The 26,780-nt window shown below is 26.3% G+C and carries 10 protein-coding genes, 5 tRNA genes and 2 pseudogenes; 13 read left to right on the top strand and 4 right to left on the bottom strand.

Annotated elements, in window-relative coordinates; all coding sequences use genetic code 11:
- Positions 1-632: 632 nt before the first annotated feature.
- Positions 633-839 carry a 50S ribosomal protein L31 gene (rpmE, locus tag HACICURT3053_RS02890; RefSeq protein WP_157992215.1) on the bottom strand — a complete coding sequence of 69 codons (207 nt, stop codon included), beginning with the start codon at positions 837-839 and terminating at the stop codon, positions 633-635.
- A 1,656-nt stretch (positions 840-2,495) separates the two neighbouring features.
- Here rpmE and proP point away from each other — a divergent pair.
- The 6 genes and pseudogenes from proP to HACICURT3053_RS02860 all read left to right on the top strand — a co-directional run.
- Positions 2,496-3,768: pseudogene (proP, locus tag HACICURT3053_RS02885) on the top strand (glycine betaine/L-proline transporter ProP); the annotation flags it as partial.
- 545 nt (positions 3,769-4,313) lie between these two features.
- Positions 4,314-4,405: transfer RNA gene (locus tag HACICURT3053_RS02880), tRNA-Ser, on the top strand.
- Between the two features lie 4 nt (positions 4,406-4,409).
- Positions 4,410-4,486: transfer RNA gene (locus HACICURT3053_RS02875), tRNA-Arg, on the top strand.
- 2,524 nt (positions 4,487-7,010) lie between these two features.
- A complete protein-coding gene (gene murI / locus HACICURT3053_RS02870; protein ID WP_157992213.1) occupies positions 7,011-7,835 on the top strand; it encodes a glutamate racemase in 825 nt (274 codons plus the stop codon).
- Between the two features lie 448 nt (positions 7,836-8,283).
- Positions 8,284-8,359, top strand: a tRNA-Glu gene (locus HACICURT3053_RS02865).
- A 2,472-nt stretch (positions 8,360-10,831) separates the two neighbouring features.
- Positions 10,832-10,907: transfer RNA gene (locus HACICURT3053_RS02860), tRNA-Trp, on the top strand.
- A 288-nt stretch (positions 10,908-11,195) separates the two neighbouring features.
- On the opposite strand, the gene tsaB is transcribed toward HACICURT3053_RS02860, so the two are convergent.
- Positions 11,196-11,891 carry a tRNA (adenosine(37)-N6)-threonylcarbamoyltransferase complex dimerization subunit type 1 TsaB gene (gene tsaB / locus HACICURT3053_RS02855; RefSeq protein ID WP_157992212.1) on the bottom strand — a complete coding sequence of 232 codons (696 nt, stop codon included), beginning with the start codon at positions 11,889-11,891 and terminating at the stop codon, positions 11,196-11,198.
- 525 nt (positions 11,892-12,416) lie between these two features.
- On the opposite strand from tsaB, the gene msbA reads away from it, so the two are divergent.
- Entirely contained in the window at positions 12,417-14,162 is a 1,746-nt protein-coding gene (msbA, locus tag HACICURT3053_RS02850) for a lipid A ABC transporter ATP-binding protein/permease MsbA (RefSeq protein WP_157992211.1), read from the top strand.
- A complete protein-coding gene (gene lpxK / locus HACICURT3053_RS02845) occupies positions 14,131-15,132 on the top strand; it encodes a tetraacyldisaccharide 4'-kinase (RefSeq protein ID WP_157992210.1) in 1,002 nt (333 codons plus the stop codon). Before msbA ends, lpxK begins: the two co-directional genes overlap by 32 nt.
- 2,057 nt (positions 15,133-17,189) lie before the next feature.
- On the opposite strand, the gene HACICURT3053_RS02840 is transcribed toward lpxK, so the two are convergent.
- A tRNA-Ala gene (locus tag HACICURT3053_RS02840) sits at positions 17,190-17,262 on the bottom strand.
- Between the two features lie 1,164 nt (positions 17,263-18,426).
- Here HACICURT3053_RS02840 and folA point away from each other — a divergent pair.
- Positions 18,427-18,906, top strand: a complete 480-nt coding sequence (gene folA, locus HACICURT3053_RS02835) for a type 3 dihydrofolate reductase (protein ID WP_232037564.1) — start codon at positions 18,427-18,429, stop codon at positions 18,904-18,906.
- An 839-nt stretch (positions 18,907-19,745) separates the two neighbouring features.
- Here the strand turns inward: folA and metG are convergent.
- Positions 19,746-21,395 (bottom strand): annotated as a pseudogene (gene metG, locus HACICURT3053_RS02830) (methionine--tRNA ligase); the annotation flags it as partial.
- A gap of 1,095 nt (positions 21,396-22,490) precedes the next feature.
- Here metG and trpS point away from each other — a divergent pair.
- The 4 genes from trpS (at position 22,491) to HACICURT3053_RS02810 (ending at position 26,726) form a co-directional block, all read left to right on the top strand.
- Entirely contained in the window at positions 22,491-23,495 is a 1,005-nt protein-coding gene (trpS, locus tag HACICURT3053_RS02825) for a tryptophan--tRNA ligase (protein WP_157992207.1), read from the top strand.
- A 747-nt stretch (positions 23,496-24,242) separates the two neighbouring features.
- A complete protein-coding gene (rpmB, locus tag HACICURT3053_RS02820) occupies positions 24,243-24,479 on the top strand; it encodes a 50S ribosomal protein L28 (protein WP_157992206.1) in 237 nt (78 codons plus the stop codon).
- A 14-nt stretch (positions 24,480-24,493) separates the two neighbouring features.
- Positions 24,494-24,661 carry a 50S ribosomal protein L33 gene (rpmG, locus tag HACICURT3053_RS02815; RefSeq protein ID WP_157992205.1) on the top strand — a complete coding sequence of 56 codons (168 nt, stop codon included), beginning with the start codon at positions 24,494-24,496 and terminating at the stop codon, positions 24,659-24,661.
- Between the two features lie 1,069 nt (positions 24,662-25,730).
- Positions 25,731-26,726 (top strand): DNA polymerase III subunit delta' C-terminal domain-containing protein, encoded by a 996-nt coding sequence (locus tag HACICURT3053_RS02810; protein WP_157992204.1) that lies wholly within the window; start codon positions 25,731-25,733, stop codon positions 26,724-26,726.
- Positions 26,727-26,780 lie beyond the last annotated feature (54 nt).

Raw genomic sequence — 26,780 nt, 5'->3', positions numbered from 1 at the left:
GGAGAACATAAATTAATATAATCTGGTTTTGAGTTTAGACATTATGTCAGAACGCATGTATAATTTATATAAATGCTATTTAATTACTTATGTAAATTTAGATTTAATATTTTTATAGAAAATAATACCATGTTGTATATAATTTTATGTAATCCTTTTACTGAGATTAAGTTTTATGCATATTTTATTCTTTTTTGGTAGGTGAGTCTTTATATGGTTTTATAGGGAGAGTAAAATGTATAATTTTTATTATTTTTCTTAAAAATCAACTTAGGAGTATTGGAAATTTTTAAAATATCAAGGTATTTAGTATTTGGTTAAGGTGAGAAAAAGTGATATTAGGTTTAGTGTATTACCTGATCTAGTATATTGACTAATTCTAATAAGGCTTAGTAGAATATGATTCTATCGAAAAGCAACATTTAATTCAGATTGTTATAGAAAACTATAATTATATAATATATCTTGAATTTTAATTATTTGATCTTTTGCGTGTATTTATAACTTTCTATTTATTTTTTATCTGATATTGCTTGATATACGATATTTTATTAATTTAGATTTTAAATCTATTTATATAACGAGATAGTTACAAGATTTATCTATTTTATAAAGCTAATATTATTCAATATCTAACTTGGAATTTTAAAGCGTTTGTTAAATCGATCGATTCTACCACCTTTTGCTGCATCACGTTGTTTTCCAGTATAGAATGGGTGGCATTGGCTGCATACATCAATGTTTAAATCATGACCTAAGGTAGAGCGTGTTTGAATTCTATTACCGCACGAGCATTTAGCGGTAATTGCAGCGTAATTGGGATGTATATCTTTTTTCATAAATAAAATCTCTATTATTAATATTAATTATAATGTTTATCGTTACATTAAATTAATTATCTGGAATGAAGGATCTTTTAGAATTTGATCTAGATGTTATCTAATTTTTATTTTATTATAAGTCCTATAAAAATGAATAGAATTGTATTCTTATTGTACTTGAATTGCAATTGGATATAAAAATAATTTGAATATGGTTCAATTGGGAGGTGGTTTTGATTAATTTCTTATTTATTTATATAAAATAGCATAAAGTTCTGAGATTGATCGATTAAGATGTGTGTATCGTTATTCAGATTTTCTTATAAAGGGCAGAAGGATTAGATCATTTATAATGTTTTTCTTTTTTTTATTGTCTTTATTATGGACAATAAACTTGTATTTTTTGATTTTTTGATTACAGAAGGAATTTTAATTTATTGATTTTATTTAATATTTAGAACGAATTCAGAAGAATGTCTTTTTAAGACACAGGATTATTAACAAATCATATTATATTTTAAAATTATTTTTCCAGATTATTTAATATGTAGTAGTTAATTATCTGCAACTCTGGTAGTTTTGTCAGTATTTTTAATATGAAGTATTATTAAAAGAATCTAGTGGAATTAATGTACAATTGATAAAATGATATTTTTAGATATAATTGTTTTTATTTTTTAGAGTCATTTTAACCTATGTTTTAGATGTTTTTGTTCGTATAAAATTAGTTGGGGTGTAAAAAGTAATAGTTTTAACTAAATTAATATTTTTTATTATGTAAAATAAAATCATTTATATTTAAATAAATTTACTTAATTATTTTTAATGGTTTGTATGTGTTATATAATCACTATATTGATATATATCACCATATAAGTATGGATTTTTTAAATATGTATAGCTCTTAGTATTAAAAAGATATTATAATAAGGGAAAATAATGGTCTTTTTTAGAAAAAAATAAATAGAGTATTATTAATTTCATTAATATAGTTTTAGATAGGATCTATTGCAATTAATACGATATGTCTTATGAAGAATATAGGATTCTTGGGTCTTAAATGTGATCGATGTTTTTTTTAAAAAGTCATCTAGTTTAGAGAAAATACTATTTAGTTTTTTCTCTCCTCAAATACAAAAACCACTGTATGCGATATAAGAATTTTTAAATAAAAATTAGAGTATTATTTTTGAGAAAGTATTGAGAGTTTTAATGGATAGCTTATCAGGGTATTTCTATAGACTCACTTTCTTATTCGGTGAGATGGTAAACTGGTATAATTATTTAATAATACTCTCTTTTTAGTTTAAGAAAGATGGAAAAATGGGTTGTTAGGTATAGACAGTTTTATATAAGCTGATTTTATACGAAATAAGTAGTGGATTATATATCTACTATAATTATCGTCTTTTTAATAATTTTCTATACTATTAATTAATATCTATACTATTAATTAGTATTTTAATTGTCATAGATCTAGGATTTTTATTTTAAATTGATATTTAGGTTAGAATAGTTCTTATGATAAGAAACACTTTAATTGAAAGATAAATTTATTCTTGCGAGGTACTTATATGTATTTAGACTATCATATGGATACTATAAATGCAATTATATAATAAGTGTTTGAATCTTTTTAAATTAAAAAATATCAATATTATGGATAGAGTTAGACTTCCTAAAGTAATTATAGCTACTTCATTAGGTAATGCTTGTGAGTGGTTTGATTTTGGAGTTTATGGATTTATGTCAAGTGAGATCGGAAAAATTTTTTTTCCTATCTCTGATCCAGATGTTCAAAGAATTTCTATATTAGCAACTTTTTCTATTCCTTTTTTAATTCGTCCATTGGGTGGTTTATTTTTTGGACTTTTAGGTGATCAATATGGTCGACAAAGGATACTTTCCATCACTATTATAATTATGTCAGTAAGTACAGCTTGTATTAGTTTTATTCCTTCTTATTCTGTAGTTGGTATTTGGGCTCCTATTTGTCTTATATTGTGTAGAATAGTACAGGGTTTTTCAGTAGGAGGTGAGTATGTTGGGGCTGCAATTTTTGTTTCTGAATATTCTCCAGATTGTAATCGCGGGTTTATAGCAAGTTGGTTAGATTTTAGTTCTATTTTCGGATTTTTGTTGGGGTCGGGGACGGTCGTGTTCATTGCGAGCATTACTGGGAAGTCCTATTTTTTAGAATGGGGTTGGCGCATTCCGTTTATGATTAGTATACCTTTAGGTTTTATTGGGTTATATATGCGTTGTAGACTACATGAGACTCCTGTATTTTATAATTATATAAAACAAACAAAAATAAAGTACTGTCCAAACTTTTCGGAGGGGCACAGGATTTCTTGCAAAGAAAATATCATGCAGTTTTGGAAAAGTGTTTTGATTTGTATTGGTTTAGTGGTAACAACAAATGTTCTATATTATATTCTTTTGACCTATATACCAGGTTACTTGTCATATAATTTGCATTATGAAGAGAGTGATGGGTTGCTCATCATGAGCTGTGTTATGTTTGTTATGTTATTTTTACAACCTATTATGGGTTGGATGAGTGATAAGTTTGGTCGTCGTCCATTAGTTATTTTAGGTAGCACAGCATTGTTTTGTTTATCTACACCATCTTTTATGTTAATTAATAGCGGAAGAGTCTGTTTTGTTATTTTTGGTTTGTTAATATTGGCAGCTATTCTTAATAGTTTTACTGGTGTGACAGCATCTAGTTTACCAGAGATGTTTCCAACATCTATACGTTATAGAGCATTGGCTAGTTCTTTTAATTTTTCAATCTTAGTCGCTGGTTTCACACCGGTTATTTTAGCTTGGTTAGTAGAGATTACTAGAGATCTATATGTTCCAGCTTATTGTCTTATGATAGTATCAGTGATTGGTTTTTGTACTGGAATTGCGATGAAAGAAACTGCTAACACATCTTTGTACAGAATTGATTCTATAAATTCTATTTTATATTTATCTTCAGATTCCTTGAAGATATATAATCGTAATATAAAAAAGAATGTTATATGAATAGTATGCATGGCTTGTATTTTTTAAATAAATCTTATATATTGAGTGCCTTTTCTTATATAAAAGAAAAGAGGAATTTTTTATTAATAGATTATTTTTATATTTTTTAATTATTAGTGTCTTTTTTATTAGTAATGTTTTAAAACATGAAACATAAATACATGTATCTTATTTTTATATAGAAGTATAACATCAATTAATAATTTGATCTTTGATTGATGTATCTGTTTTATTCTGAATATAGATATATAGTTATATATACAGTTTCTATGTAAATGTTAATAATGTTATTAGATATATGGTTGGGTATAAAATAGTTTTTATATTTATTTGCTTGAAGTTTTTCGAAAAAATTTGACTTGTAATATTAATATAAGTAAAATATTAATAATTAAATTTTTTTAAAATGTATGATTTGTTGATATTGATTTTGTACTTAACTTAAGATATAAAAATGGTGAGATGGCCGAGTGGCTAAAGGCACTCCCCTGCTAAGGGAGTATGTAATGAAAATTGCATCCGGGGTTCGAATCCCCGTCTCACCGCCATTTCGCATCCATAGCTCAGTTGGATAGAGTACTCGGCTACGAACCGAGCGGTCGGAGGTTCGAATCCTCCTGGATGCACCATTTTTTTGATAGATTTTACTTTTCATTACAGTTTAGTGATCTTGAAAAGATACATAATATATAGTACATATATAATAGATATATATGATATGTATCATATCTTAATTAATGTACTAGATGTGACTTATAGTTAGTTTGTTTATTTTTTATAGAAAATCAAAGAATAGTGTTATATATTTATGTAAGATTAAAAGATATTATGATTCTATCATTAGATATTATATAGATCTGGCCTGAAGTTTGTCTGTTTTAAAAAAACGTTAGTTTTGTTATAAACTTTATAATTACCTTCTAATTATCTATAGAGTACAAGTGATTTTATATATTTAATTGAGAATAATTAGTATGTATCATGATATGACGGTGTAGATATTTTATTTATAAAATATCACTATACTAATTGATAGTATATAATATCATTTTTTATGATATAAAAGTTAGTTTTTTTAACTAAAATATCTTTTCAATTGGATTATATGATCTAAATATATATTTATATCATTTTCCTATATTAGGTTTAATTTAGATATTGTTGATATCTCTTTTATCAAGAAGATATTTTAGACAGAGTTTCTTATTGTTATACATTCTATTCATCGAATAATCTAATTGACTGAATGCATCAGATTGATATTAATATATAATTTATATAAATTATTTGTGTTAATATTAATATATTAATAAATAAGGATTTTAGTTTTATTAGAATATATATGTTTATTAATATATAGATTTTTGTATTCATATATAAATTTGACGTCTATATTTTTGTTAGTTTTTTTAGACATAGCAATAAGTTTAGTGCATTGCTAGAGTAATGATAAATTCTATTTTTCAAAAAATTATAGAAAGACAGATTACATAAGATATGAATAATATTCAGTTGTATTGGGTAATACTTTTGAATATATGTGTATTAGCTATTATTTATTCTTTAAATAGTCACAGGAAGATTTATTTATATCAATTTTGTGTCAGAAGAAGATTCGTCTTTTGTCGAGAGATAGAATTATTTCTATAGATTAGCATGAGTGTTGATATTAGACACAAGTTGAATAGAGAATTAAATATATAATATATAATATGTATTATGTAATTAATTTTATGTTAGTTGTGTTATTTTATTTTTTATTTAGATTGTTTACGTGGAAATAAGTAGTAAAATATCATATTATTTTTAATATATTTTAAGATTGTTGGTAACAAGTACATAGTGTTTTGGATTTGGATCATACGAATAATTTTAATGATCAAATATTTGTAAAATTATCTCGGAATAATAAGGGGTATTAGAGTACAAATTTATTGTGTTATATTTTTATTGGTTATTTTTACTTTGTTTTAATTATATTTATAAAAATATTTTGTATATTTAAGAGATAAAATAGATTTTTTGATAATATTTATTTCAATTGAAATAGGTACAAAATTTTATATTTAATATATTTTTTTGAATATTTATTTTTTTTAAAGAATGTTATTGTGATTATAGATAGTATAATGTAATTAAATTTTATCTATCTAATTTTTTATCCATATAAAACAATGGAGTTAAAGAAAAATTTTAATAGTGTAATCCCTATATTTTAATAAGTCTTCTAATTAAATTTAGAATGTTATTTGGGATTTGACGTATTTCTATAAGTTAAGCGTGAATTGATATAATTTAATTTATATGAATGATTTGTGGTATATGAGTTGATATATTGTGCATTCTGGAAGTTTAGAGTCTGGTTATTATATACTGAATTGTATATATTTTGTTTTAAAAACTGGGTAGCGATATACAAGTTCAATATTTAATAGATAACATCTTGTTAAATCTGTAATCTTGATTTTTTAATTAGTTTATTTATATCTAGTTTAGATGTTATTGTTTTATTATTATATAAATTTTTAATTTGAATTAAATTTCAAAGCGTGTGATAAGTAATCTTTTGATTTATTAATTCCATTAATAAGATCTTATTATGGGTTATTTTATTTTTTATTATTCAATAGGTGAATATCTATTTTAATTATGATAGATTTTGTATTAGATTATTTGGTTCAGGATATAGTGAATATAGAAACCATTTTTATAAATTTTGAATAATTAATTTCTCTATATAAAGAATAATCTTGCTAAGTAATGTAATATAGTGAATATGTAGTATGAAGATTTCGTGTATTAAAATTTTTTTAATGTTTTGGTATTTATTACGATTTTTTATTGTTTTGTTTTGTGTGTTTAGAATTGTTGAAAGATGTTAGATGTAAATAGTTTTATCTTAATATAAATATATAAGATTAATATCTTTATAATAAATTATATGAATTATATGATGATCTTAATAGAATATGCAATAGCGGTACTTTTCATCGTGAGCAATGTTTGTTAGATTCGGTAATGAGAATCCTTTGATTCTGAGCGAATGTAGACAAGTTGATTTATTCTTTTTTCTTGTTTTAGGTTAGAGGTACATGATGAATATCATGCATAATATTAGGAGGTGATTCATAAGAATATTTTTGGTTACATATTATGAAACAAGATCAAATACCTTCTTTTAAAGAAGGTTCGACCGTTTTAATATTAGATTCCGGGGTAGGTGGTCTATCTATTTATAACGAAATTCGTATATTACTTCCAAATCTGCACTATATTTATTTTTTTGATAATATGGGGTTTCCTTATGGTGAAAAATCAGAACAGTTTATTATTGATCGTATTTTATCTATTGTTTTAGCAATAACCAATATATATTCTATAGCTTTGGTCGTGATTGCATGCAATTCGGCTAGTATTGTGACTTTACCTTCCATACGTTCTCGTTTTTTATTTCCAGTTGTCGGAGTAGTTCCCGCAATAAAGCCTGCTGTACAATTAAGTCGAAATAGTATTATTGGTTTACTAGCTACTCGCGGGACCATTGAGTGTAGTTATACGCATCAGTTAGTATCTCGATTTTCTGGAGAATGTCGTATTGAAATGTTAGCTGCTATGGAGTTAGTAGATTTAGTGGAAAATAAATTGCATGGTTTTCCGATTTCAATAGAAAAAATTAGATTGACTTTACAACCATGGCTGTCCATGTCTGAGTTACCTGATACGATAGTATTAGGATGTACGCATTTTGCTTTTATTTTAATGGAATTGAAACAAGTATTGCCTCAGGGAACGGTTTTTATTGATTCTGCGATGGCTGTAGCTCGTCGTACTGCGTGGTTTTTGGAGAACGGTTTATCTATACCAATTTCAGGAGCTCAGAATGTAGCTTTGTGTATGAAAATTACTTCTAAGAGTACCAGGTTGATACCTATTTTAAGAGATTTTGGATTTAAGACCCTTGGGACGCTGAAGATTTAGAGTTGGGTGTTTGGTACGAATGTAGTATGTAGAACATAGTTTTTTTAATTTTTTTAGATGTATTATTTATGGTAATAAGTTGATATCAAGAAAGACATCTGATATAGTTAGAATTTATAAAATTTTATGTATTATTTTAATACAAGAAGTAAATTGAATCTTTTAGATGGTAATAATGATTTTTTTCTAAAATAATTAATTATTATAAGAGATTAATTTTTAACTATGTGTTAAAATGATTGAATAAAGTAGAAGATTAGTGTTATAATGAATTATGATATTTATTTTTATATTTTTTGAGATTGTTAGGATAAGTTTAATATATAGAATATCATATATTATATTATATAAATAATATTATTAGTTATTTATTAGTTATAATGATGATTTATAGATGATGTACATCATATATTAATGAAGTTTTAAATCTATAATTAAGATAAAAAGAGTCCCCATCGTCTAGAGGTCTAGGACACTGCCCTTTCACGGCAGTAACAGGGGTTCAAATCCCCTTGGGGACACCAAGAACATAATTAGTAATACGTTATATTTTTGTGTTTAGAGGTAAAATCTAAACTAAGATTATAGTAGGTATTGGAAATAATGGTTATACTCTAATTTTTACGAAATGTCAGTAAAGTTGATTATTTTATTATAAAATAATGAGTTTATATATTCTTCTATCAATTTAATCATGAAATACTACATAAGTGAAATTTTGGATAAAGTTATATTTAAAATGATAAATGGCAGATTATGTACAATATTTATTTGATGTTGTAATTTTAGTTAAATTTTTTATATAAAATTACTATCAGATATTACGTATGAATAATATATAATATATTATTATATAATATAATACATCATTATAGTTTTAATTTTTTTAGAGCGGAGGTTAGAATTTCGTAGAGAAGTTCATTTTATGTAAGATTGTTATATTAATCATTTAAACATAAAATAATTAATCTATAAATATAGTCAAAGCTTATCTATTGTCTATAAAATTAGATTTTGGTCCGAAAGGTTCTTAAGTAATATTTGCTATTATTTTTATTTCATTTTTACTTCCTTTTTATAAATAAAATTTTGATCAAGTATTAATTGAAATACAATTAATAGGAATAAAATACATATATAGTTTAGATTTTAACTAATATGATTAATTATAAATCAAATCTTTATTTAAATTACTATTTATAGGATTTTTTTAAAAAAATTTATATATCAAATTGTATTGATTTTATTTGTTTTTAAAATATGTAAAATTGGTAAAATATATTATATATTAATTAGAATAATGAAAAATCTTGATCTATATTGGTTAATTTTATTTACAAATAAAAGGAAGAATAATTTTATAATAAAATATTAAAAATTAATTTATTTAAGTTTTTTTATTTAAAATCGCTATATAGCATAACTGCACTTTAATTTTGATATTTTAAATAATAAATAATTTATATTACATAATATAAATATAAGAATAAGTAATTAATTAAGATTATATAATGATGTTAATTATGAGAAAAAAAGTAGTTATTTTTTAATACAATATATTGAATTAATATGTTATTTTTAATTTAAAGTATTAGTGAATGCATCATAGTAGAATATCATGCTATAATTTAGTATTTATTTTTTATTTTGTAATATAATTTCACTTAGAAATACCTTAATTCATCTAACTACTAGATACACTATTTATATTCGATATGAAATGATATTTGAGATAAAAATTTCTTAATTATTATAGATTTTTATTAAAATATATATGATTTTTTAATAAGTAATAAATTTTACTATAGATACAAGGAGTTATTAGATGAGTGATAATTAACTATAGATATTAGTTTTTCGTATGATTTTCTAGTTTATTCGGTATTTTACGAAAAAAGAATATTAATAAATTTATACTATTCTAGTAGTATCTAAACAAGAATCGATTATATAGAAAGCACTGATTATTTTGATGTATTTATTTATTATTTTGTTGTATAATTCGTTATTTATGAACTTTAAAAGTTCATAACTTATCATATGATGCTATATAGATCTACAATAGATGTATTGGGTGTGAAAATATATTAATATCATTTTATTATAGTATATAGATTGTTTTATAGAATTAGTTTCATCTACCTATGTTAATGAGTATTTAATAGGTGTTTATTTTTTATATGAGAAGTTATAGTGACTATTAGAATGAATAGTGATGATAGTATATTTTAGTTTTATATAATCTTTATTTTTCTTCTAAAGAAGCGGTTCAATACATAAATTAAGATTTTTGATATCTTTTTTATTTATTGTTCAAAAATATTTTATTTCTTATTGTTTTGTTTATGATCTTATATTAACTAAGCGTTAAGATAATCTGGATATGTATTACTAACAAAAGTGGAAGATTTTTTTGAATTTTTTCCATTTTCCTAAATTACATTTATTTCTAGATGATTTTGATATAGAAATAAACAATAGGTTTAATTTATATTTTTATATAATATTTATTATATTATATTTTAGTATTATATTTGAATATACCTAAGAATTTAGGTGATTTCTTTTTAAGTTTGTATGTATATTAAATACATTAATAGCATATATTACATGTAATCTGGTATACGACTTTTATATTATTTTATCTTAATTTAAGATAAACTAAATCAGTTTGCATATTACTCTCTAGATAAGAGTACTCTTAATACCATTAGAGCATGATGAATTTTATGTCAATATACAAGGATTGGTCATAAAATTATTGATCATATTGTCAATTCATATTGAAAGATCTTGCTTAGATTAAAGATCTAAGATATATCACTTAATTTGATATGATTATATATCAGTATTAATACGCTGTTTTCAAAAAAAGGATATGATAATAATCATATTTTAGTACAATCTAATTTGTATTAGGAGAGTAAAATGTCTTTCTATTGTTTAGTGTCTAGAATGGATTAAATTTTGTTTATTAATTTAGCTGTTTGCGTTATAGGGGCGTAGTTCAATTGGCAGAGCATCGGTCTCCAAAACCGGAAGTTGGGAGTTCGAGTCTCCCCGCCCCTGCCATACTAAACTATACTAACTTGAAAGAATAAATTCTGTAATTATGTTTGGGAGATAGCCCTTTTCTTAACTAGAAGATATTTAAAATAAAATAGAGTAAATTATTTTCTATATTGGATTTATATACTTGTTTCAAAATAATATATTTCAGTTTATATGAAAGTTAGTTCATATTGTTTTTATTTTAGAGGCGGTATAGATTTGTATATGAAAATATATTGTATTGAATCTTAAGATAAAAATTAGTAATATTAATATTGATTGATATAGTAATGCGAATGCTTATTTTAATTAAGGAATTCTTATCATTTTATTATAGATCTCAGTGCTGCGTAAATATGTTGGAGCTACATCTTCTACTTTAGTATGGATACCTTTTGATAATATTTTCAGAGCTAGCGGTAAAATGTCTTTTGCATGTGGTAAAACAATTGTCGTTTTTATGAGATTGATTAATGAAAGTTGTGTTAACTCTGATCGCTGTATCCACTCTGAGCCTACACAGATCCATTTTTCAGTAAGGTTAGTTATCCGATTCAATATGGTTTCTATATTTAATATAGATTCAGTTTCTTTTCCGAGCCAAGAACCATGAAGGTTTCTTTGATATTCTGCCCAATAAATTTCACCTAGCTTTGCGTTCATGGCAACTAGAACGCGTTGAGCACCTAGTTCCCTCCAAGCTTGTTCTGCCATAATTTTAAGAGTTGAAATTCCTATTAATGGTATTTCAGAACCTAATGCTAGACCTTGCGCAATGCTTGTTCCAACACGTACACCAGTAAAGTTACCAGGTCCACAACTAAAAGCAATAGCGTCTATTTGTTTTAAAGTAATTTTTTCATGTTGTAATAGTTTCTGTATTAATGGAAGAATACGTTGTGCATGTTTTTCAGAACTTTGTTCAAAATAAAAACGCTCATTCTTGTTATTGAGTAGTGCAACTGAACAGGCTTCTACTGTTGTCTCAAGTGCTAATATACGCATTAATATGTTACCTTTTACCCTAAAATAGGTTTTTGTATTACGTCAATCAAGTTGTGTTATCTACTGATATCTCTGTATTGATTGGCTATGTTGCAGTGAGTTTTAGTATTTGATTAAATAGTTATACAAAGTTCTATCAATTTAATTTAATCTCGTAACAATAGCTATAAAAAATATATAATTCATATTAGCATGTCTTAAATCTTTAGGACTTATCTCATTTGTTATAATGCCCATAGTACTAATAACTTCCTTTTATAGGAAGTTAGAAGGAGTAATTATGTTAATAGACTGGTATTTGTAATCAGACCCTGTGTATAGAAATACGGTAAGATTTTTGAAGGATCAAGGATCTATCCTTTTCTTTTTTGGGTGTAAGGAGCAAGATGTTTAGGAAATAACTGTACCTTAATTATGTCCTTAGCCTAACAGAAATAATAACTTGCTAGTATCAGAAATAGTTTTGTATGACTAGAGATGCTGGTTAGAATAATTAGTTCTGTTTCAACTAACACTGGTTACATTATGTATCTAGATCAAAACTTTTCTACCTGGAGAACATTCCATCGGTTATGGCCGATCATTACACCATATAAATTAGGATTAATTGTTGCTTCTATTTCACTGATCTTTAATGCTGTGGGTGATACTTTAATGCTTTCGTTGTTAAAACCTTTACTTGATGATGGTTTTGGAAAAACAGGGCATAAAGTATTATCGTGGATGCCTTTAGTGATTATCGCCTTAATGTTATTACGAGGTGTAACTAGCTATATCTCTAGCTATTGTATTTCATGGGTTTCTGGTAATGTGGTTATGAAGATACGTCGTAGTTTGTTTAATCATATGATGGGCATGCCTGTATCTTTTTTTGATCAACAGTCTACTGGCGCTCTATTATCTCGTATTACTTATGATTCGGAGCATGTTGCTTCTTCTTCTTCTAGTGCTTTGGTTACGATAGTACGTGAAGGGGCCTCAATCATTGGGTTGTTCATACTTATGTTTTACTATAGTTGGCAGCTGTCTTTAATTCTGATTGTATTAGCGCCTATGGTATCATTGGCTATTCGTACTGTGTCTAAGCGTTTTCGTATTATTAGTAAAAATATGCAAAATATGATGGGTCAGGTCACAACAAGTGCTGAACAAATGCTAAAAGGTCATAAAGAAGTATTAATTTTTGGGGGTCAGGACATTGAAAATGAATGTTTTAATCGTGTTAGTAATTGTATGAGACAACAGGGTATGAAGATGGTTTCTGCTTCTTCTATCTCTGATCCAATTATTCAATTGATTGCTTCACTGGCATTGGCATTTGTTCTTTTTGTGGCTAGCTTTCCTAGTGTAACAGAGACTTTGACTGCTGGAACCATTACTGTAGTTTTTTCTTCAATGATAGGTTTAATGAGGCCTTTAAAGTCTTTAACAAATGTCAATTCTCATTTTCAGCGTGGTATGGCGGCTTGTCAAACTTTATTTTCGATTCTTGATAGTCAAAAAGAAATAGATCAGGGTCAATATAGTGTAGAGCGTGTTGTTGGTAGAATTGAATTTCGTAATGTGACTTTTAGTTATCCAGGTCGAGAATTTCCTGCATTAAAGAATATTAATTTTACTATTCCAGAAGGAAAAACTGTGGCCTTGGTAGGTCGTTCTGGGTCTGGAAAATCAACAATAGCAAGTTTACTTACTCGATTTTATGATATTCAGTTTGGTAATATTTTTTTAGATGGTTATGATTTACGTGAGTATAGATTAGGTTCATTACGTAGCCAGGTGGCTCTAGTATCACAAAATGTGCATTTATTTAATGATACAGTAGCCAATAATATCGCCTATGCTTGTCAAGAGAAATATAGTCGAAATGACATTGAGAGAGCAGCTATTATAGCACATGCGATGGAGTTTATTAGTAAAATGGATCATGGGCTTGATACATTAATTGGAGATAATGGCGTAGTGCTTTCTGGAGGACAACGTCAGAGAATTGCTATTGCGCGTGCTATGTTACGTGATTGTCCAATTCTTATTTTAGATGAAGCGACTTCAGCACTTGATACTGAGTCTGAGCGTTCTATTCAGGCGGCATTAGAAGAGTTACAAAAAAATCGAACTTCTCTTGTAATTGCTCACCGTCTTTCTAGCATTGAGAATGCTGATGAAATCATTGTTGTTGAAGATGGGGAGATTGTGGAGCGTGGTACTCATCACAATTTATTATCTGCACCTGGTGTATATGCGCAACTTTATAAAATGCAATTTGGTTAATAAGTTTATTTATTGTGAATATGGGATTTTTCGCTACTTATTATTACCATTAAGCTTAATATATGGATTAATAACTAATTTCATACGCTTAAGTTATCTTTTAGGTTGGAGAAAAGCGTGGCGTTCTTCTGTGCCTATAGTAGTAGTAGGAAATTTAACTTCCGGTGGAACTGGAAAAACTCCATTAGTTATTTGGTTGGTTCTTTCTTTACAAGATTTAGGTTTTTCTGTTGGTGTTGTTTCTCGTGGCTACGGTGGAAAGTCAGGATCTAATCCATTGATAGTCGGGCCACAAACCACTACATACGAAGCTGGAGATGAAGCGATATTAATTTATCAGAGAACAAAAGCAATAGTAGTAGTATCACCTGTAAGACGAAATGCAGTTGAGTCGTTATTAATTCAGTCTTCAGTGGATGTAATTATTAGTGATGATGGATTACAGCACTATGCCCTAGCTCGTGATGTTGAGATTGTAGTTATTGATGGTGAGAGACGATTTGGTAATGGATGGTGGCTTCCAGCGGGTCCCATGCGTGAACGAGAAAGTCGATTGCGTAATGTGACAGCAAAAATAACTAATGGTGGTACAGTTTTACCAGGTGAATTCAGTATGTTTTTACAACCTGATTTAGCGGTGAACTTACGCTCTGGAAAGCGTGCTCCAGCTGTATGCCTAAAGAATGTGGTAGCGATGGCTGGTATTGGATATCCGCAGAGATTTTTTAATACACTGGAAAAGCAAGGAGTGATAATACTCAAGAAAGTATCTTTTTCTGATCATCAGTTCTATACTGAAAAAATGTTATATTCTCTAGTCTCAAGAGAACAGTCTTTGCTTATGACTGAAAAGGATGCAGTTAAAGTTCGTAATTTTGCTCAGGATAATTGGTGGTATTTGCCAGTGAATGTCGTTCTATCACCGCTGGAAGCAAATGCGTTACTTTCGTTAATTATTGTTTTAATTTAGATTCGAATAATAAGTATTATGAAGATTTAGATATTCAAAAATGTTATTATCTTATCAGATAGTCCTTAATCGTTATTATTAAGTGAATTGATATTTACTAAAATATTTTTTCTTTTGATATTTTTTATAATTTTATTATAAGATTAGTAATTTATTGTTATAATTTAAGTTTTTATTAAGAGAGAATAAGAGAGAATAAAAGATGTTAAAATATAACTTAATTTTACATAAGACATGAAAATTAATATTATTTACTGATTATTAAATCAGAATAATTTTTTTTAGATTATCAAATATAATTAGTGTTATGGTTAGACATAAAAGAAAGTTGATTGGGCTATTTTTTCAATTAAATAGCTATGTAATTTAATCAGATTATCTGATAGATAATATTACTTTTTCTTGGTTTTATCATATTTTCATCATTATCTTATTCTAGTAAGATTTATAGAATGTGAAAGATTTATTTATGAACTTTCATATTGATCTGAATATTTTATTTATCTTAGGTAATGCTTGTTGAGTGTTATATTATACAGTTAGTTAAGAGCTTAGATATTTAGTTAGATTAGATATTTGTGAGTATACATTAAGTCTGATGCAGTGATTTATTGAAAAGAATTATTGTTATCTATTAAAGTTTATGTGTATTGATAATTTCAACTAAAAAGGATTGTAATATTATCACAAGATTTTAGATAGAATAAAGATAAATTATTTAACATAGATTAATTGAATCTAAATCTAGATGGTTATTTTTAAAGTGAAGATATGTTGTAATATTGCTTATCATATAAGCTATTACCATATTTTATCTTAAATTTTATCTGTATGATATAGATTTTGAGATGAGATAAGAGTAAGAGAATACTAGAATGAAACTATTATTTTGATTGATAAATTTATTATTTTTTTAATAATAGAGAAGAAAGAAGGCTGTAATTGTAAAACATATATATCTAATTTTTTATTAAAGTAGAATGAGTTTTTCAAAACTATAATGAAATATCTACTATATTCTTTTAATTTTTGAATAATATTTTTCATTTAATAGTCTTTTTATTATCTAGCTTTAGTAAGAGCAGAAGTAATATATAAGAAAAGATACTAAAATAATAAGACTAATAGAGCATGTATAATACATTATATAAAAGAATTTTATTCTTATTTACTAAATATTATGGCTTTTGTTAAACAAGTTTTATTTTTCTATCTTGATAGAAAATGTTTTTTCTATAAAACACTTTAAAAATTGATTAGATGTAATAACAATCTAATTTTTTTTAAAATAGATATTATGATTCTTTAGTTTCTCACTGTGTTTTTCTTGTCCAAAATTAGGATAACGAATAATGTAATGGGTTATTATGTTTGCTTATTCCATAAGCTTTTTTTAGAATTATGTCTTTAATTATTATCTAATATTTTAGATATTAAAATCGTGGATTTTGTTTTGTATATTTTTTTATTTTTTTATATTAAGTTTTTTTTAAACTTTGTTTATCTTCTATGAATATTGTTAAAATCTTATTATTGAATTTAGACTATTTTATTTAAATTATATTTTTTTATTTTTTATTTTTTATTTTTTAGATTATATATAGAATTTTATTGGAGAGGTAAGTATTATATTTTTTGAAATTTGACTATGTGAATATGGTATTCTATTAGAATACAATAAACTATAAATTGTATATAGGTAAGCATTGTTATAGATTATTTTATTTTAAAACTGATTGAGTTAAGAATGTATAGTACGTAAGATAAGAATTATGCTTTTAATCTAGAAGATTTTTTATTAGTGGTCAGTTTATAAAATAATTTAGACTTCATTTAGATATTGTAATATACTCGTGCAGCATCTGATTTATCTTTGATATTATTGAATAATAGAAAGATATTTTAGGACATATAATGTTATAATTTCCAATTAGTTTAGAAGATCTGAATTTTTCTCTTCTTTAGATATATACATAATAAGATTTAGTCAATAATAAAATATTGATAGAATATTAGAATATATGTCGATGTATTATATAATATCGATTTATATTTTGTGGAGATAAGCGGAATTGAACCGCTGGCCTCTTGCATGCCATGCAAGCGCTCTTCCGTCTGAGCTATATCCCCTTAATTTTAATAATATATTAAATTATCTCATTAATATGATCTTGCGTATTTAGTTATGTATTAAAAAATATTAATTTATTTTAGATAAAAAAATTATATCGTCAAGAATTTTTATCGTTTTGCCTTAAGGTATTTTTTAAGTTTATCGACATGTTAATTTTAGTTGAGATATTTATCTTTAAAGATTTTTATGTTTTTTAACTAGTCAGAATTTCATATTTAGATTGTGAATTTATGATTAATAAAAGTATTTTTAAATAAAATGACTAGGAATCATATGTAATATTAATGTAATTTTTTATTTTATTTCTACCATTATTCGTATTTTTTTTTGGATTCTTTCTTTTAAAGCTCAATTTCTCAGGGATGAGAAATGGATGGAAAGAATTGGAGTTTAAGACAGAGTTGTTTAAGATATTTAATAAGACTTCATCATTAATGAAGATCAATAAAGGTTTAATTTTTTTTAAAAATAGATTTATTTAGTTTGTCTAATAATTTATAAATAACTATTTCTAATTGGTTTTTGTTGAAGTTTAAATTAATAGTAGTAATAAAAATTATGTTAAAATACTTTAATAAGATAGGTAATATTTCTTTAATTATATATTTCTAGTTTACTTATTGTTGTTCTTGATTTAGATATAGATTGATTCCTAAAGAATACTATAGATAAAATACATAAGATTTTTTGTTTTTTATATAATGTTCATATAAATTGATCGCTTTATGATTTAAACTTAATTATTATTTAATATATAGATATTCTTTTTATATGAATATGCGCATTAAATTTGATTTTTGTAATCTTTTATTATTATAAAACTAATATATAGTAATATATTAGTAATTATAGATTGTAGTTTAAGTATAGAGCTTAATTTTCATGGACGAAAATATACTGTTTCGTTGATCTGTGCTTGGATTATTAAATTAGTAGTAGGATAGGTTAAATTAGAATCTACTAAGGGTAAGGATGTAGAAATATCTATAAATCACACTAAAGCAGATTAGAAGATATTAAAACTAATGAAAGATTGGTTTTTTTTAGAGATAAATAGGTAGTCTAGATTAGGTTTCAATAAAAATGAGATCTAATGAGGTCGTCTTTGATAAGAAACTCTTTTGTGATATATTGGACTAATTATTGGATTTGATAGTATGATAATTAGTATTATTGTAGCTATTGCAAGTAATCGTGTAATCGGAGCGGGAAATAAGATTCCTTGGAATGTACCCGTTGATCGAAGTTGGTTTAAAATAATGACGTTACATAAGACTGTTCTTATGGGGCGTTATACCTGGGAATCTATTGCTTTTCCTCTAAAAGATCGATGTAATATTGTTGTTAGTAGAAAAAAATTAGATATTATAGGGGTGAGGTCGGTTTCTACTATTGACAAAGCATTGAGTCTGATTAGATCAGAAGAAGAGTTGATGGTTATTGGTGGTGGCAGTATTTACCAACAAATGTTACCAAAAGCAGAACGGTTATATCTTACTCACATTGATACAAAAGTAGAAGGAAACATTTATTTTCCGGACTATAATATAAAAAAATGGAAGGTGATCTTTAGTAAAGTTGTATATGCTGATGAGCAAAATCCTTATCAATTATTATTTGAAATTCTTATTCGCCGTTAATTTTTTTATTCATTAGGTTTAAGATTAATTAGCTTAATGAATGTATTTTTTAATAAATATTTTGATTTTAGCGCAAGAATTAAGATTAGTTTAATATGATAGTAGAAATTGATTTAATTGTGATATATCTTTTTCATATGAGAAATTGATGTTCATTGATGAATTTTTAAGGATGATTAATCCTATGAATATTGATTAACTAACACTAGATTCTTCTCTCTAAAGAAGAGAAAAATGTTTCTATGATTAATACTTATTATGTTTGCCTTTTCTTACGAGGGTTTTTCTATTTAGTTTTTAATTTTTAATTTCTTAAAAGTTGATTATGTTAAATGATGAATTTTTATTATTTAAGAATAATTTGATAGTTTTTACTATCATGTAGATCAAAATGGAATTTGAGTTAAGGGGAATAAATAAGTTTTTATTGAGTTAGAAGATTATATCTATGGTCAGAATGGGTAAGAAGGGATGATAAAATATGATCATAATATACTGTATCATTATATGAGAATAATTTTTTCATTTTTATTGGAACAAATTCCTTTTTATCAAAAAAGGAATAAGATTTTTATTTAAAATAATAGAGAAATAGAGCCTACTAATGTATATTAGTCAATATATTCTTATTTTTTGGCTATATTATAATGACTAACAAGAGATCATAATTGGTCTGAAGATGTGGAGAAGCTTGTTGGATAGATAGATAAGGATATTTTATGTAAGTAGATGATTTTAAAGATATAATCTGAAATAATTAATTATTCAGGTGAATAATAATATAGTTATTCTAAAGAATTGATGGCTTGTTACAATGTCTATTGTCTTTTTATTAAATTAGAATCTTCTGAAGAAGAAGCCATCAGGTCATGAATTTGAGTAATATTAATCCGTTCATATAAGGTTGTAAATATAGATATATGATGGTTTAGTAGTGGTTTGTCAATGTTAGACCAGGTTAACTTATGATTTAGAAATGATTCAGATCGTGTAGCTAGTGATGGCATGACTGGCTTAAGGCATGTTATTAGTATACGAAAAAAATTGATTCCCATTGAACAGATATCTTGAAGATCAGTAGATTTACTATTCACTCTAGCTATAAGCCATGGAGCCTTAGTATCAATATAGCGATTAGCAATGTCAGCTAATTCTATAATTTTACGTGTTGCATGGTGAAACTCACGAGTATGCCAAAAATCAGCAATATTGTGAGATGTATTAATAAATATTTGATATATTTTTGGGTCAAAAAGATTGTTCGATAATTTGCTTTCAAAATATTGGTTAATAAAAGAAGCAGTCCGTGAAGCAAGATTTACAATCTTATTAACGATATCACTATTAATACGCTTCATGAAATCTTCAAGATTTAAATCAATATCTTCAATACCTGAGGATAGTCGAGAAGCATAGTAGTATCGAAGGCTATCGGCATCTAAGTATTTAAGCCAGGTCCTAGCTTTGATAAATGTGCTACGTGATTTAGACATTTTTGTACCATTAATTGTGAGATAACCGTGCACAAAAATTTTAGTTGGTAAGCGGAGGTTACTACCTGAAAGAATAGCAGGCCAGAATAAACTGTGAAAATAGATGATATCTTTTCCAATAAAATGATAAAGATATGTATTAGATTTTTGTTTCCAAAATTCTTCAAAATTAATATTTTCATTTTTATTGCATAGGCTTTTGAATGTAGATATATATCCTATAGGCGCATCTAGCCAGACATAAAAATATTTTCCTGGTTCGTTAGGTATTTCAAAACCAAAATATGGTTTATCACGTGATATGTCCCATTGTTTTAACCCAGATTTAAACCATTCTGTGAGTTTATTGACAACTGACTTTTGCAATGTGCCAGAAGAAGTCCAGGTTTTTAGTAGGGGATAAAATTTTGGTAAATCAAAAAAGAAGTGTTTAGATTGACGAAGAACAGGAGTTATACCAGAGATGACTGATTTGACATTAAGTAACTCTGTTGCGGCATAAATTGATGCGCATACTGTGCAATTGTCACCATATTGATTTGGTGCTTTACAGTAAGGGCAGGTTCCTTGGACAAAGCGATCTGGTAAAAACATGTTAATTTTTTCGTCATAAAGTTGAGAAATAGTACGAGTAACGATTAATCCACGCTCTTTCAAGCGCAAAAAGAGCGTTTCAGATAACTCACGATTTTCCTTGCTATGGGTAGAAGAGTAATGATCATGGTGAATATAAAAATCAGAAAAATCATTCTTATGCTCTTGATTCATATTTGCAATCATTTCTTCTGGCGTTATTCCCATTTCTTTCGCTTTTAGCATAACTGGAGTTCCGTGTGCATCATCAGAACAGATGAAATGAACTTCATTTCCTTGTAGCTTCTGAAAACGAACCCATATGTCTGCTTGGATATGTTCAAGCATATGTCCGAGATGAATAGAGCCATTGGCATATGGCAAAGCGCACGTCACTAATATTTTTTTTGGGATTAGGGTCATAGTGATTTTTATTACACCTTTTAAAATATAAGATTTGATAATAGCTAACGATTATTTCTTTGTAAACTAAGATTTTTATAGCAAGAGAGAGTTGTATTCATAATCAATATTATTTTTTTAGATGTTAAAAATTCTAGCAAATAAGCTTTATTATAGTATTTATGTTACTTAACCTTTTAAAGGTTGGCTTGTTATAATAATTTATTACACTATAAAAATGTTTTTTTATATATAACTATTTTTACTAATAGATCGTTAATTATTTAATTAGCAAGGAGAGTTATGGCATTATTTAGTGGAGATACAGTTAGTATAGATAGTACGTTATATCTATATTTTAGTATCACTAGAATCATATTCTATTGTGATTTTTAAGAAAAAAGATCAAGATTTTAAGGAAAGAAAATTGTACTTACGAGATGATAAGATAATAAAAAATTTTTATAATCATGATGTTATGATCTTAATTTTAATACGTGTGAAACAGCGTTAGTTAATGTAATTGTGTATGATGTGATGATCAGGAATTATTGCATTTAGGATGTAGGTGACTTGAACTTCTTTATTTAGTAAAATTTAAGTAGTATTATTAGATGTCTCTAAAGAATATTATATCAAGGAATGATGAAATGAACGAATATTATAAGTTATTTTTGGAATTTAAAGTTGGATTAGTATCAGAATGATTTATTAAATGTATGATATTGATTTAATTTAGTTCTATTTTTATATTAAATACACTGCTTCTATAAGAGGTAGTGATTCTATTATTGTGTTTTAGTTACTTCTTTTAGTCATTTGAATATGAATTTATTTATATTGTTTCTTAAGGTTAATTTTTATTGATGACGTAAATAATATTTAGTCTCTTAGACCTAAGAGTACTACTATGCAATAGGGAATCATTGATATATAGTTTTTTTTAATAAATTAAGGTAGAGACGATATTATTGGTGCAATTACAGTATTATTATCAGAATATGTAGATTATTACTACATATATAATATATATAATATATATATCTTTTATATATCATTTGGGTTAAGGTAGGACCGTTTCTGTCTTTACAGATTACTTTTAAGTTAGATAAGACAATGAAAAAATCTATTGTGTTTAGTGGCGCTCAACCATCGGGTCAACTAACTATTGGAAATTATATTGGTGCAATAAGTCAGTGGGTGAAGATGCAGGATAGCCATGAGTGTATTTATTGTATTGTTGATTTACATGCCATGACTGTCCGACAAGATCCTAGTTCTTTGCGTAAAGCTACATTAGATACAATAGCACTTTATTTAGCTTGTGGAATAGATCCTGAGATAAGTATTATCTTTGTGCAGTCACAGGTAGCTGCGCATGCACAATTAGGTTGGATCCTTAGCTGTTATTCTTATTTTGGTGAACTACAACGTATGACACAGTTTAAGGATAAATTAGCTACTCATAAAGACACTATGAATGTTGGTTTTTTTACTTACCCAGTGTTAATGACAGCAGATATTCTTTTGTATCAGACTCAAAAAGTTCCAGTTGGGGAAGATCAAAAACAGCATTTAGAGTTTAGTCGTAATATAGTTTTGCGTTTTAATGCGCGATATGGTGATATATTTACACTACCAGAACCATATATTCTTCAGTCTGGTGGTCGTATTATGTCTTTACTGGATCCCACTAAAAAAATGTCGAAATCTGATAATAACTGTAATAATATTATTAGTTTATTAGAAGATCGGAGGTCCTTAGTGACCAAGATCAAAAAATCATTAACTGATAATGATCAGCCTCCTATTATTCGTTATGATTTACAAAATAAACCAGGTATTTCAAATCTGCTAAATATTTTATCAGCCATCAGCAATATTTCAGTAGATATGTTAGAAAGAGAGTTTTCTGGAAAGATGTATAGAGATTTAAAAGACATGGTAGTAGATAGACTATCTGGGTTTTTAATAGAATTGCAGAGCTCCTATGCTTATTACCGAAATGATGAAGTTTTTCTAAATCAAGTAATGGAAGAAGGGGCTAAGAAGGCGCGGCGTAAAGCTGATGAAACATTGAAAAAAGTTCATGAAGCTCTTGGTTTAATTTATGCACCATAATAAATATTATGGATCATTAGGTTCAAAAATATAATGGTAGAGATTTATATGCTTGATTTTAGAAATCTATTTTTAGATAGAAAAACGATATATTATAGTGTAAAATAAACTATTTAGTATTTGATAAGATATCAATCTTTTTGATTGTAGTTTAATTAGTAATTAGTAAGAATTAAAGTTTGTATTCAGTTTTCATAGTTTAGTTGATAATAATAGTTTCATAGATAAACTATTGAATACAAGATATTTTTGATTTTTCGATTGTAATGGTTTTTTAATTGTTTCTCATTTTATTTAACTCAAACTATAATCTAAATTAGATAGAACTTTAGTTTTATGTTAAGCATTGTATCTAAAAATTGTGATCAATAGTTCAGGAAAATATATAGATGATTTAATCATAGATAAGGTTTACTATAGTATTAAAATATACCAGGTTAAATATTGTTTATATTAGATGAGTGTAAGTATTTTAATACAGTAGGTTTACATATTATCTAGTAATAGAAAAATTAATTGATTGCTAATATTGAAAAACTTAGTCTTGGTTATAAATTAAACACTGAGTGTGAATACTAAAAATAGTTTAAATAAAATAATATTGTAGAAATTGCTATAGATCTTTATCTGTAAGCTAGTAAAATATTGACTTGAAAAGATTATATGTAGTTTTGATTTTTATATATTTAGCGTGATTTGTCAATTCATTTTAGTTATTAAAAAATAATTTATGTTTGGAGAATGTATATGTCACAGGTTTGTCAAGTTACGGGAAAACGTCCAATGATAGGAAATAATCGATCTCACGCAATGAATGCAACAAAGAGACGATTTTTTCCTAATTTACATTCCCATCGTTTTTGGGTTCAAAGTGAAAAACGCTTCGTTAAACTACGGATATCTATTCAAGGCATGCGTATTATTGATAAAAAAGGTATTGAGGTGGTTTTAGATGACTTGCGTGTATATCATCGGAATATTTAGATAAGGGGTATTTTATGGCAAAAGGGATGCGTGAGAAAATTAAATTAATTTCGTCTTCTGGGACGAGTCATTTTTACACAACAACAAAAAGCAAACGAAATAATTTAGAAAAGCTTACATTACGAAAATTCGATCCAATTATTCGAAAATATGTAATTTATAACGAACATAAGATTAAATAATCTATTTAACGTTCTCTAAAGATAGGTTTCCATAATTTTTTGAGATGATTGTGAATAGAAATTTTTATGTTTTAATTCCTTAATAAGGATGTATAATAATAATGATTTTATATAATTCTCTGATAGGAAGAAAGCATAGTTATTATTAAAACAAGGATAGAGTATAATGTTAATGTCAGGTAGTAAGTTAATAATTAGAATATTGTTTTTAAAATGGATTCATTTGGCCTCTTATCTTTAAGAGCTAATTTATATAGCTGATTACTATAATCATATTATTGTTTCTAAAATAGATTATTTTTAGTTAATGGTTTAACTTTTTCACATTCTTTAATAATAAAGAAGTTAAAAAAAATGCGCGATATTATCTATGAATACTGGTGCATAGGCCAGTAGAGTTATTTTGTATATTATGAGCATTTAAATATATTAGATTTTTTAGAAAAATTTATTCTATAGGATTATAGTTTTTAAAATTTTCATGCTCAATATCTTAAAGCATTAGGTAAGTATATATTTTGTTTTTTTAGTTATAAAGTATTTTTTCTTTTATTTATATAGAAGATTTTTTAGGAAATAAACATAATTGTTTTGATTTCTTATTCTAGGATAAGGTTGTTGATTATTGTAAATTAATATTAATTAATTATTAAGGATTAAGAATAATATATTTTTATATAAAAGATTTGATTAAATGATCAACACATTTGTAGGTAACATGACTTAACTTAGTAGAATTTTATATTGATAATTAGTTTGTTATGCTTGAGTGTTAGATGCAGTTGATTAATGATTTTTAGTATTTTTTAGTAAAAATACTCTAGAAGAAAAGTTATAGTTGTATTTTTATTTTTTATTTCTTTGAACTATTGATCTTAAGAGTAGTATTTTTTTTAAATTTTTCTTTAGAATTATTGGTTTAAATATTGTATCTATGGTTAGTTTTTTTAAATTATTCTGATTTATACAGTTTATCTTTTTGTTTATAAGAATATTACCTCTCTCCTAAGTGAGAGAAAGTGCTTTTCTTTTGGTTAGAATAGATAGTTATTTATTGTGTGAGAATAATATGCACAGATATCCTTGGTTAAGATTTAGTTATAAAAAGATTCTTACACAACATCTTCTTCAGAGAGGGCATCACGCTGTTCTCGTTCAAACAGTTCCAGGAATGGCTGCAGAGATACTTATTTTATCTATGGCTCGATGGTTGATGTGTCACAATCCCTTAGGTTTAAAAAGTTGTGGACAATGTCATTCTTGTCGGTTAATGCTAGCTACAAGTCATCCGGATTGGTATCAATTAGAGTCTGATAAAAATACAAATATTATTGGAGTAGATCTTATACGAAAATTAATAGAAAAAATTTATCATCATTCTAGATTAAATGGAGCCAAGGTGGTTTTTTTAGTAGATATTGAGAAGTTAACAGAGTCGGCATCCGGCGCGTTATTAAAAACATTAGAAGAACCACCTCCAAATACCTGGTTTTTTTTAATCAACTATGAGCCTTCCCCTTTTTTATCTTCATTGCGTAGTCGATGCCTTGTATGGTATTTACCAACCATGAATGAGACAGAGGGTTTGATATGGCTAAAAAAACAGATTTCAGAAGAACCCGAGAAACTTAGTACGGCATTGCGTTTATCCTCTGGTGCACCTCTAGCTGCTTTATCATTGTTAGATTTAAAATCTTGGGAGTCTCGACTTCAGGTTTGTCATGGTTTATTAGATAATTTGACAGGTGATCTATTAGAGTTGCTTCCTATATTAAATCACAGTGATGTATTAAATCGAATTTTTTGGCTTTGTTCTTTGCTTATAGATGCGGGAAAGTGGAATAGGGAAGCGGGAGAATTTATTAGTAATCTTGACCAGACGAAGTTAATTGTTCACTTATCTAATATATTAAGCCCCAGGGATCTGAGCATAAGTGCTTACGAATGGATGATCTGTCGTTCGCGATTATCAAGAGTAGCTGGCATTAATGTCGAGTTATTATTAACAGAACAATTATTATGTTGGGAGGCTCTTATAAAAAATCATGAAGAAATACGCATATAAACAGTATTGAGTGTTTGAGTAAAAGATCAATTTATATAATAAAGCTCAAATAAA

Source organism: Candidatus Erwinia haradaeae (genome assembly GCF_900698855.1).
GTDB lineage: Bacteria > Pseudomonadota > Gammaproteobacteria > Enterobacterales > Enterobacteriaceae > Erwinia_E > Erwinia_E haradaeae_F.
Note: the sequence above shows the minus strand (reverse complement) of the source record. Positions and strands in the feature narration are given on the sequence as shown.

Excerpts from the sequence above, each read along its gene's own strand:
- lpxK (WP_157992210.1), top strand. The coding sequence starts at position 14,131 with ATGCGCAACTTTATAAAATGCAATTTGGTTAATAAGTTTATTTATTGT.
- trpS (WP_157992207.1), top strand. The coding sequence starts at position 22,491 with ATGAAAAAATCTATTGTGTTTAGTGGCGCTCAACCATCGGGTCAACTA.
- msbA (WP_157992211.1), top strand. The coding sequence starts at position 12,417 with ATGTATCTAGATCAAAACTTTTCTACCTGGAGAACATTCCATCGGTTA.
- rpmG (WP_157992205.1), top strand. The coding sequence starts at position 24,494 with ATGGCAAAAGGGATGCGTGAGAAAATTAAATTAATTTCGTCTTCTGGG.
- murI (WP_157992213.1), top strand. The coding sequence starts at position 7,011 with ATGAAACAAGATCAAATACCTTCTTTTAAAGAAGGTTCGACCGTTTTA.
- rpmB (WP_157992206.1), top strand. The coding sequence starts at position 24,243 with ATGTCACAGGTTTGTCAAGTTACGGGAAAACGTCCAATGATAGGAAAT.
- HACICURT3053_RS02810 (WP_157992204.1), top strand. The coding sequence starts at position 25,731 with ATGCACAGATATCCTTGGTTAAGATTTAGTTATAAAAAGATTCTTACA.
- rpmE (WP_157992215.1), bottom strand. The coding sequence starts at position 839 with ATGAAAAAAGATATACATCCCAATTACGCTGCAATTACCGCTAAATGC.
- tsaB (WP_157992212.1), bottom strand. The coding sequence starts at position 11,891 with ATGCGTATATTAGCACTTGAGACAACAGTAGAAGCCTGTTCAGTTGCA.